General features: G+C 67.9%; 4 protein-coding genes, 1 tRNA gene and 1 pseudogene. 4 read left to right on the top strand and 2 right to left on the bottom strand.

What is annotated here, in order from left to right; translation table 11 throughout:
• On the top strand, positions 1 to 229 hold a 229-nt coding region (locus U9983_RS27010; RefSeq protein ID WP_322756716.1), incomplete at its 5' end, for an integrase core domain-containing protein.
• A gap of 489 nt (positions 230 to 718) precedes the next feature.
• Here the strand turns inward: U9983_RS27010 and U9983_RS27015 are convergent.
• A tRNA-Thr gene (locus U9983_RS27015) sits at positions 719 to 791 on the bottom strand.
• 565 nt (positions 792 to 1,356) lie between these two features.
• On the opposite strand from U9983_RS27015, the pseudogene U9983_RS27020 reads away from it, so the two are divergent.
• A pseudogene (locus U9983_RS27020) lies at positions 1,357 to 1,578 on the top strand (transposase domain-containing protein); the annotation flags it as partial.
• Positions 1,579 to 1,687: 109 nt separating this feature from the next.
• Here the strand turns inward: U9983_RS27020 and U9983_RS27025 are convergent.
• Entirely contained in the window at positions 1,688 to 2,254 is a 567-nt protein-coding gene (locus U9983_RS27025) for a TetR/AcrR family transcriptional regulator (RefSeq protein ID WP_322756717.1), read from the bottom strand.
• 100 nt (positions 2,255 to 2,354) lie between these two features.
• On the opposite strand from U9983_RS27025, the gene U9983_RS27030 reads away from it, so the two are divergent.
• Both U9983_RS27030 and U9983_RS27035 read left to right on the top strand, forming a co-directional pair.
• Positions 2,355 to 3,068 (top strand): SDR family oxidoreductase, encoded by a 714-nt coding sequence (locus U9983_RS27030; RefSeq protein WP_322756718.1) that lies wholly within the window; start codon positions 2,355 to 2,357, stop codon positions 3,066 to 3,068.
• 50 nt (positions 3,069 to 3,118) lie between these two features.
• Positions 3,119 to 3,878, top strand: a 760-nt coding sequence (locus U9983_RS27035) for an MFS transporter (RefSeq protein WP_322756719.1), incomplete at its 3' end; no start/stop codon positions are given.

Genomic DNA, 3,878 nt, shown 5'->3' on the forward strand with positions numbered 1-3,878 from the left:
AGTGATATTCCACTTCGACCGCGGCGCCCAATACACATCCATCACCTTCGATACCTACGCCAAGAAAAACAACATCCGCCCCTGGCCCACCCTCCGCGACCTGACAACCGAGACCGCCGACTGGATCGAGAACTACTTCAACACGAAACGCCGCCATTCCACACTCGAATACTTGACACCCAGAGAATACGAGCCAGGATACAGACATATCAGCCAGCTGGCAGCCTAAAAAGGTGTCCAGAAAAGCGAAAACACTCCAGATGTTGACGTCTCAAGTTCTGTGAGGCATCTGTCGGCCGGTCGGTGCCCTCGTACAAGCCGGGAAGGACGCGTGCGCCCTGCGGTGTTGCCCGCGCCGCCGCGCGGTGCCATCCGCTGGGATTACCGAGCAGCCGACGCCCCTCCAACTCGATCGACTTCGCCGTTGCTGTGTCTGCGGGTCCCGGCTCTGAGCGCCCGACCGGACCCGTGTGACCATGTTTGCTGCCAAGCTAAGATGGCTGGGTGCCGGAACCGCTGCGCCTGCTCGGACAGACCCGCCAGAACATCAGCTACCGCCACACCCACGCCCCGACCTTCCCCCAGCCCATCGGTGCTGTGAACGCGACGCCCCACTTTGAGCGCACCTGGGTCTGGCTGGCCGGCGACGTCGAACGCTGGCTCAGCAAACCGGGCTCGCAGTTGATCTTCGAGCCGATGTGTGCACGGGGCTGGAAGGAGCCGGCGAGGGGACTCGAACCCCTAACCTCCAGATTACAAGTCAGGTGCGCTACCAATTGCGCCACGCCGGCAGAGATGCGGCTCCTACCTTAGACCATCCTCCGCGACGACTACGGCGAACGGCGCTCTCGGGAGGAGGCCGCCACGTTCGCCGGCGGAGGCTCGGATGGCGACGCCGGTGTGAGGCCGGGGTCGAGCCCTGGATAGCGGTGAACGGACAGGCGAGCCAGAGCCGTACCACTGGGACCACGCTTTCCCGGCGGGGACGTGGGGCCCGGGTGGTCGGTGTTCATCCGGGACATGACCCTGATGACAGGTCCCGGGCCGTGGCGGGTCATCCCCCCGGTGACGGCTGCCCCCCGGGCCTCTTCGTCCGGACGGTCTGGCGGAGGTCGTCGGTGAGGCGGAGGAGAGGCCGGTTCTTCTCGGCGGCTATGACGGGTGGCGCTGGCTGGCCGCCGCCGGCGATTCTTCTCTCTGTAGCTGCTGAGGGCGGGGGTCGCCGACCGCGGCGACGGCGATGGCGCGCCAGTTGACGATCAGTGCGCCGCCGGTCGTGAGACGGTGCCACGTCACGGTGCTGCGGCGCATCGCCTCCTCGCCGAGCAGCCAGCCGCCTCCGGCGGGGTCACCGGCGACGAGGTCGTCGGGGAGACGGGGCGGCGCGAGCGTCGGAGGCGGGACCTGCCGGCGGCGCTGACGCTGCGGTACGTGGTGGCGCTGGCGTTGTTCCCGTCGGACGGCTACGACGAGGTGATGCGGCAGGTCAAGGTCGCCACGGCGACCACGGCGATCACCAGGGCGCGGGACCGGCTCGGGGTGGAGCCGGTGAAGCTGCTGTTCGAGCGGACCGCGGTGGCGATAACAGCTGCGACCGCAATGCGAGGCAGTGACGGGCCGACGAACCTGGACCGGTTGAATCGCGGCTCGGCCGCCGATGCGATGCCGCGACCTGGGTGAGTCCGCGTCACATCCCATGTGCGCTCATCAGCGTCTCCACCGCTTGCCGGGTCGCCGGGGTGGATCCGCCGCGCACCATCGAATGCGCGCTGGCGCCGTCGAAGAGGAGCGTGAGCTGGGTTGCGAGGAGGTCTGCGTCGCGGGCGCCGCCGGCGCGCAGGGCTTCGGCGAAGTATTCGGTGAGGGCGGCTCTTTGCTCGCACACGACCCGCACTGCGGGGTGGTCGCGGTCCTTGAGTTCGGTGGCCGCGCCGATGAAGGGGCAGCCGCGGAAGTTGGGCGAGTCGGCTTCCCGATCCAGGGCCCGGAAGAGCATGAGGATTCGTTCGCGTGGTGGAAGGCCCTCGGGTGCGAGCTGGGCGGCGAACTTGGCGGCTTGTGCCTGCAGCATCGCGGTGACGACCTCGTCCTTGCCGGCGAAGTGCTGGTAGAGCGAACGCTTCGACACCTCGGCGTCGGCGCACAAGCGGTCGACGCCGACGGCGTGGATCCCCTCGGTGTAGAACAGCCGCTCCGCCGCGGCGATCAGCCGATCGCGGGCACCGGCCTTGCGGATACGACTAGGGGTCGTCATGTCCCCAGCGTAGGTCACCCCTTGCCAGAAGTAAACCGATCGGTGTACGTTCCAGCGAGCCGAGTAAACCGATCGGTGTACATCACTCGAGGAGACGCACATGACCCAGCTCGCCCAACAGACCGTGCTCGTCACCGGGGCCAACCGTGGCATGGGCCGCGAGTACGTCAGCCAGCTGCTCGACCGCGGGGCGGCGAAGGTGTATGCCGCGGCTCGTGATCCTCGGACGATCGACGCCACCGACCCGCGCGTGGTGCCGCTGGAACTCGACGTGACGGATCCGGCCTCGGTCGCCCGGGTCGCCGAGGTCGCACCGGATGTCAGCGTCCTGATCAACAACGCCGGGATCTCCCACGCCACCTCGGTCCTCAACCCGGACACGTCCCTCCTGCGTCGGGAACTGGAGACCAACCTCTTCGGACCGCTCGCGCTCATCTCAGCCTTCGGCGATCGGCTCGTCGAGCGCTCCGGCGCCGTGGTCAATGTCGCCTCGGTGCTCTCCTGGATCGCTCTCGGCGGCAGCTACGGGGTGTCGAAGGCGGCGCTGTGGAGCGCAACCGACTCGATGCGCACCGAACTCGCCCCGCGGGGCGTGCAGGTCGTCGGTGTCTACGTCGGCTACGTCGATACCGACATGACTGCCGCGGTGCAGGCTCCGAAGGTCGACCCCGCCGACGTGGTCCGGCAGGTGCTCGACGGCGTCGAAGCCGGCGAAGCGGAGATTCTCGCCGACGAGACCAGCCGCGGGGTACGCGCCCACCTGAACGAGCCAGTCCACGCGCAGTTCGGGCTGCTCGTGCCGGTCGAGGCGTAACAGCCACCTACCCCGCAAGAGCCGTCCCCCACGAGACATCGGAGTGTGCCATGACCGACAACGCACTGGGCGCCGTCGCCAGCGCAGCGACGCCTGCGACCGCGACCGCGCGCCGAAGTGCAAACAGGACATTGCTGTTGTTCCTGATCGCCGGCGCCCAGTTGATGGTCGTGCTGGACTCGACGATCGTGAACATCGCCCTGCCGTCGATGGGGCGCTATTTCGGTAAGAGCCAGACCGACATGACCTGGGCCATCAACGCCTACACCCTCGCGTTCGGCGGCTTGCTGCTGCTGGGCGGACGAGCAGCCGACATCTTGGGCCGGCGGCGGATGTTCATCCTCGGCCTCGGGCTGTTCTCGCTCGGCAGCCTAATCGGGGGTCTCGCGACCAGCTATGAGCTGCTGCTGGGCGGTCGGGTCGTGCAGGGCATCGGCGGGGCGATCGCGGCGCCGACGGCGCTGTCGCTGATCACGACGCTGTTCACCGAAGGCCCCGAGCGAAACCGGGCCTTCGCGGTCTACGCCGGCGTGTCCGGCGGCGGCGCGGCGATCGGGTTGCTGCTCGGCGGCGTGCTGACCGAATATCTGGACTGGCGGTGGGTGCTGTTCGTGAACGTGCCGATCGGGGCGGCGTTGATGGCCGGCGGGTTTCTCTACATCCACGACTCCGAGCGGCTGTCCGGGAAGTTCGACCTGGTCGGCTCGCTGCTGTCGGTGGCCGGCATGGTCGCCCTGGTCTATGGCTTCATCAATGCGGCCAACCATTCCTGGACCGCGGGCACGACGATTGTCTCGCTCACGGCCGGTG

Origin of the sequence: Protofrankia sp. Cas3, from assembly GCF_963555955.1 — a bacterium.
In the GTDB taxonomy this organism is placed as follows: Bacteria; Actinomycetota; Actinomycetes; order Frankiales; family Frankiaceae; genus Protofrankia.